Below are 5,389 nucleotides of genomic sequence, written 5' to 3'. Positions count from 1 at the left end.
CTTAACAAGACACCTCTACTTTAGCATAAAGAAAAAGTAGTGAGTACTCTCTCCCGTCGGAGATTTCCTCACTACTAATCTTAGTATGTTTTTGTGGCACTAGGTTTTATTTGGATGATGGAAAGAGCTCTTTATAAAAATGTCAAAAGGGCAATTCCAACTGATGAGATGACATATGTTAAAGCTATGATTAGTAATCAACTGTGGGATCCTGCTGCGAAAAAGCAGGTATCTTTTTGGAAGTACATTCTTTTTATAGTGATTTTATTATCGGTTTTGGGCGTAACTTTTGTAGCTTTTTATGCGGCAATACCGTCAATATTTCATTCATTTGCAATGAGAGAACCATTTGATATTCAAATTTATGGTAGCCTACTAGCAGGTTTATTGCCAGGAGTTAGTTATACGTTGATTTTTCAAAATAATCCTTTTCTATGGTTTCACGCGATTAATATGTATGATAAAAGAAAAGTGATTTTTAAGGAGGAAGAAGATGTCTGAAATTTTACCGCTTGGATCCGTTGTGACCTTAGCTAATAACAATCAAAATAAGTTCATGATTATCTCTAGGGGAATTTTGACTGAAAAAGGTGATGGAGTAGTCTATTTCGATTACTCTGGAGTTGTCATTCCTCAGGGAATGGTTAATCCTAATGAACTGTATTTTTTTAATAAAGATAATATAGATCAAATTTTATTTGAAGGCTACAATGATTCTGAGGAACAAGAATTTGAAAAGATTTATGATAAATTAATATTAGAGTCAGGATATCCTAAAGGAACTATTTAAAAAGTTAAAATAGATTTTACACTTAAATTTTGAGATTGAAGGAGCAGTAATGTTTGTTGTATAAATAATCAGGAGCACTATGAAAAAGATAAAAAGGATAAGCTTTGCTTTGCTAGCCTTCACAGCATTGTTAATGTTGGTAGCTTGCAAGGGTTCAGCAAAGATTCAAGGAACTTGGAAGGCTCAAGATCCGAGTGAAAATAATATAGAGGTCGTCATTACAGACACTAGCATTTCAATTGATGGTGAGAGTAGTGAATATACTCAGAATGGTATCGGTATCGTCAACGGTATTCACTACTACGTTATCAAACCGAAAGATTACGATAATTACTATTCGATTATCTTTCCAGACAGTGATGATGATGTAGCGATTATGCTTCAGATTGATGATACAGATGAGCCATTACAGGGAAGTATGATTCTGGCAATGAATAAATCAGAAACACCAGATTATTCTGACTATGCTGAAAAGTACATGGATACTTCTCAATAACGAAAACTATAAATAGTTTAACGATCAAGAGAGAGTTTTCTTCTCTCTTTTTCTATATTTCCACTATGTTGTAATAAAATAATCGGATTTTCATTTTTAGCTCTGCTATTTTCAAAGTTGATGCCAATCCGATACATCTTCTGAGGTGTTATATGAATAATGTGGAGATAGATATTATTAGGAGTAACATGAAAAATAAACTAAGAAAATTATCGGCTGAAAATATTTTTGACTTTCTTCATAGAGGTATGATTATCACGTTTGCTCTATTAGTCCTGATGTTTGTATTCTTACAGACTTTACACAGCACCTCTAACTTGCCGGACAATAGTATAGTGTATTTTTATTTTTTTATTGGGGCAATTGTCCTTATCTATCTGTTTTTTTGGTTTCCAAGAGTGACTAGTAAAGTTCTCAGATTAATCCTTTTTGAAGATATCAATTTAAGTAAATACCATAATTATTTTGATTATGCCTATAAGCGTTCTAATAGGCGTAATAAATCAGCAAATTTACAAGAACTTTATCTAACTGAAGCTCAAGTCCTTTTTCTAAGAGGAGATTTTCGAACTTCTGAGCAAAGGATTTTAAGTATTGACCAATATAAAATGTCTTTTCGATTTCGAAAAAATCATAAAAAGATGATTTCTTTCTTACGATTTATGAATTCTGTCCATCGTAGTGAAACTAAAAAGATAACTGAATATCTTGCAGAGCTTGAAAGAGTGGATTACCAGAAAGAGGTAGCGAATGCTATCTATGATATCCTTACAGGTCAATCTAATGACTATTTCGAAACAATTAGACCCAAGTCACACCTGACACAAATTATTGTGACCTATTATCGTGCCTTGAATGCCATTCTAAATAATGAAAACGAAAAAGCTCAGGCTCTCTTTGTTTCCATAGCAGATGAAAATTCAGAATTATTTTATGTGCAAGAAGCTAAGAAATTTTTGGGAATGACCAGAAATTGATGGTTTGTAGTTTATTACCAGTCATTTTTAGCTCTGCTATTTTATCAGTTATAAAAAAATGCACCCCTTAAGATGATTGGTAGTACTGCTTAAATGACGAAAAAATAGAAAATACAGAGTGGAGAATTAATCGGAGAGCAAGAAAGTGATTGATTTGGTAGCTTAGGCTCTGCATTTAATTAGAGGAGAAAGAATGAAAATAAGAGTAGGTGATTATCATGTTGTTGGAGCAATTGGAAAACGAGGAGTACTTATTCATAAGGATTTAAAGGGCCCTTTCTATGTATCTAGAGAGGAGGACAATCCAGAAGCTAAAGAGGTAAGAATTCCAGCAGGTATGACATTTGTTGTAACTATCATGATTAGAGCTATTGATTCAAAAAATTTACAAGCGAGCTTGTTGCTTTTACTTCTAGGTTTTTTATTGGTTTTCCTATCGGTTAAATGGGCTTATAGGAAGTTTCCGAACAGGGTTTTGGAAGTAAAAGAATATCAATTTGATAGTCCATCACTTGAAGAGATTTTGAATGATATGACTAAACGAAACAATGCCTTAATGAAATTTCTGATGGTATTTTTACTGATTACAATTATTTTTGCTATTCTTTATCTAAAAACAAATTTCTTTATTTTTCTCTTTATGTCTGTAGGATTTTTTCTTGCAACAGATCTTATGTCACAATATCAATGTATTCAACGCATGTTTGTTTTATATAAACTAAAAAAGATGTTCCTTTGATAAACGGACACTATTTAGCATATTTATATGGAAATGATTAAAATGGAGATTTGAATGAAAAAATTTTCAGGAAAGATTTATAATTTGTCTTTAGATGGTAAGCATATCTTAAGAGGTTGGTATTTTATCAAATCACAGGGTGAGGAGTATCTTGTTTTGCGAAACTATTCAGGAATTTTGGATATGAAAAGGAAGTGCTATAAAACGAGTATTCCTCTCCATTCCTACAAAGTGACAGCTAAACCACAAAATCGTAGGGCTCCACTTTTACTTTTTGCAACTCTGGTTGGAGGGAATATCGGAGCAAAATTATTAGAAAAAGTGATACCTTTTAACATTGCTTTTGGAGAAGCTAATCGTACATTTTCTGTAACACAAGGATTTGGAAATATTATTTTTGATCTTATCATGGTACTAGTCTGCTTAAAAGTAATTAGTATTTACCGAGAGAGAAAACTCCATTCTTTTGTGACTAAGCATGGCGGCGAAATGACTTATCTTGGTAAGATAAAATCAACCAGACCTTTACAGTTCATGACAACAGGAAGGGAGTTTTGGTAGCATGATAAGTAAAATTGTTGCTATATTAGGGCTTGTCTTACTCTGCTTGCCTTTACTTCTGTCTGCTTATCTCATTGAATTCAGAGGTATGCTTGTTTTGATTATTTTCATTATCATAGAAGTCGTTTATAAAGGTGTTCAAGTAAGAGATAACCAAAGAATAGTTGATTTTGAACTAACTGAGATAGAGGACAAATGATAGGGACTCTTTGTAAAAAATAATAAATCTTTAGTGTCGTCAGATCATAGAGGGAAAAATGAAAAAAAGAATTGTTGGAACGCCATATAATATTTCAATTAAAGGTGATAAAGCTTTAGCTGGTTGGTATTTGGTACTTTCTAGTGATGGTGATGAGTTCTTAGTCGAAAGAAGCATTGCTATTACAATGAAGAAAAAATTTCGACTCTATAAGGCTAACCAAAGTTTTAAAAATGCTATACATACTACTATAGACCAAAAGAAAAGAAATTTAGGGTTAGGGATATCAATTTCACTTGTTATTTCTGCCCTGCTTAGAAGGATTCTTCCTCTTAGTATTTTCTTTGGCGACGTCAATATACCAACTTATTTTAGTAAAGGTTTGATGAATATAGGTGAGATGGTTTTGTTTGTAGGAGTATGGATTATTTGTGGCATTTTATATAGAAGATATTCTTTCTTAAATTACTGTAAAAAAGAAGGAATCATAGTAGAAAGAGTGGGTAGCATTCGCAATTTAGCACCGCTAATGATTCAAAAAAATGGAATAGGATGGTGGTAAGATGAAACAACTATTTTATTTTATCTTTGGTTACTCTTTAATAATTATGATAACCAGCTTACCATTTATCGTATTCACATATTTTTTTGAATTTCGCTTATTTTTTATTGCACCTGCTCTATGGCACTGGTTCATCTTATTTAGAAAAATTCAATTTGGAGATAGGTCAAGATACTTAGAATTTGAAATTGAACTGAAAGAAAGTGAGGGTAAATATGGAAAATGAATTGTTACCACTAGGAAGTGTTGTATACCTAAAATCAGGAACTGTACCAGTTCTTATTGTGATGCGACAACCAGTTATCAATGTGAATGGTGAGATAGTTTACTTTGACTATGCTGGTGTCAATCAGATAATTGGTTTAGAGCCAGATAAAATTGCATATTTTAATAAAGATAATATTAGAGAAATTATATTCAGTGGCTATGTTAGTGATAAGGAGCCTGAAGTTCAGAGAACACTATTAAATTGGCGTGAAAATAATTCCGAAATACCCAAAGGTAAATTATAGTTTTTTATTAGAATTTGTTTTAAGCAGCCGAATTTGTCTGTAAACAAGTTCAATAACGAAGTGAGACTACAACTCTCACTAACAAACAATACTAGGAGAAAAAATGAAAGTAAATCTTAAAAACCCAGAAACAAATCAAACAAAATCTGTCAAAGTTGGCTTCAGCTGGACAACCTTCTTCTTCGGATTCTTCGTTCCACTCTTTAGAGCAGACTGGAAGTGGTTCGGTATTATGCTCGGAACATCACTACTTGTAGGGATTATCTTTACTGTCTTAAATGCAAGTGGAGGAAGCTGGGCTGTAAGTGTTGGTTTTGCCTTTATTTATAACAATGAGTACATCAAAGATCTCATCAAAAAAGGTTGGAAACCAGTATCTGAAGAAGATTCATCAATTATTACTAAAAAAGTTAAATAAGACGGATCAAGAGAGAATTTTCTTCTCTCTCCCCCACAATAAAAGAGGCTGGGCAAAAACGAGCTTCAACATAAAACCACACAATGATTTCCGTCTCGAAAACAATCAAGACGAAAGAATCACTGTGTGGTTTTT

General features: G+C 32.6%; 11 protein-coding genes. All 11 read left to right on the top strand.

The window, feature by feature from the left end:
* Positions 1 to 93 precede the first annotated feature (93 nt).
* The 11 genes from JOC28_RS10225 (at position 94) to JOC28_RS10175 (ending at position 5,254) form a co-directional block, all read left to right on the top strand.
* Positions 94 to 501 carry a hypothetical protein gene (locus tag JOC28_RS10225; protein WP_205010586.1) on the top strand — a complete coding sequence of 136 codons (408 nt, stop codon included), beginning with the start codon at positions 94 to 96 and terminating at the stop codon, positions 499 to 501.
* Positions 494 to 790: a DUF4176 domain-containing protein gene (locus JOC28_RS10220; protein WP_205010585.1), complete on the top strand. Its 297-nt coding sequence runs from the start codon at positions 494 to 496 to the stop codon at positions 788 to 790. The genes JOC28_RS10225 and JOC28_RS10220 overlap by 8 nt, the downstream gene beginning before the upstream one ends.
* A gap of 79 nt (positions 791 to 869) precedes the next feature.
* Positions 870 to 1,286 (top strand): hypothetical protein, encoded by a 417-nt coding sequence (locus tag JOC28_RS10215; protein ID WP_205010584.1) that lies wholly within the window; start codon positions 870 to 872, stop codon positions 1,284 to 1,286.
* 188 nt (positions 1,287 to 1,474) lie between these two features.
* Positions 1,475 to 2,263 carry a hypothetical protein gene (locus JOC28_RS10210; RefSeq protein WP_205010583.1) on the top strand — a complete coding sequence of 263 codons (789 nt, stop codon included), beginning with the start codon at positions 1,475 to 1,477 and terminating at the stop codon, positions 2,261 to 2,263.
* A 193-nt stretch (positions 2,264 to 2,456) separates the two neighbouring features.
* Complete coding sequence (locus JOC28_RS10205; RefSeq protein WP_205010582.1) at positions 2,457 to 3,002, top strand: hypothetical protein; 546 nt, start codon at positions 2,457 to 2,459, stop codon at positions 3,000 to 3,002.
* Between the two features lie 54 nt (positions 3,003 to 3,056).
* Positions 3,057 to 3,563, top strand: a complete 507-nt coding sequence (locus tag JOC28_RS10200) for a hypothetical protein (RefSeq protein WP_205010581.1) — start codon at positions 3,057 to 3,059, stop codon at positions 3,561 to 3,563.
* A 1-nt stretch (position 3,564) separates the two neighbouring features.
* Positions 3,565 to 3,762 carry a hypothetical protein gene (locus JOC28_RS10195; protein ID WP_205010580.1) on the top strand — a complete coding sequence of 66 codons (198 nt, stop codon included), beginning with the start codon at positions 3,565 to 3,567 and terminating at the stop codon, positions 3,760 to 3,762.
* A 58-nt stretch (positions 3,763 to 3,820) separates the two neighbouring features.
* Positions 3,821 to 4,324 (top strand): hypothetical protein, encoded by a 504-nt coding sequence (locus JOC28_RS10190; protein WP_205010579.1) that lies wholly within the window; start codon positions 3,821 to 3,823, stop codon positions 4,322 to 4,324.
* 1 nt (position 4,325) lies between these two features.
* Positions 4,326 to 4,550 carry a hypothetical protein gene (locus JOC28_RS10185; protein WP_205010578.1) on the top strand — a complete coding sequence of 75 codons (225 nt, stop codon included), beginning with the start codon at positions 4,326 to 4,328 and terminating at the stop codon, positions 4,548 to 4,550.
* Positions 4,540 to 4,836: a DUF4176 domain-containing protein gene (locus JOC28_RS10180; protein ID WP_205010577.1), complete on the top strand. Its 297-nt coding sequence runs from the start codon at positions 4,540 to 4,542 to the stop codon at positions 4,834 to 4,836. The genes JOC28_RS10185 and JOC28_RS10180 overlap by 11 nt, the downstream gene beginning before the upstream one ends.
* A gap of 103 nt (positions 4,837 to 4,939) precedes the next feature.
* Positions 4,940 to 5,254, top strand: coding sequence for a DUF2628 domain-containing protein (locus JOC28_RS10175; protein WP_205010576.1), 315 nt, complete (start codon positions 4,940 to 4,942; stop codon positions 5,252 to 5,254).
* Positions 5,255 to 5,389: the final 135 nt, after the last annotated feature.

Source organism: Streptococcus loxodontisalivarius, assembly GCF_016908645.1.
Taxonomy (GTDB): Bacteria; Bacillota; Bacilli; order Lactobacillales; family Streptococcaceae; genus Streptococcus; species Streptococcus loxodontisalivarius.
The sequence above is the reverse complement of the archived record's forward strand: the minus strand, read 5'-3'. Positions and strand labels throughout refer to the sequence as shown.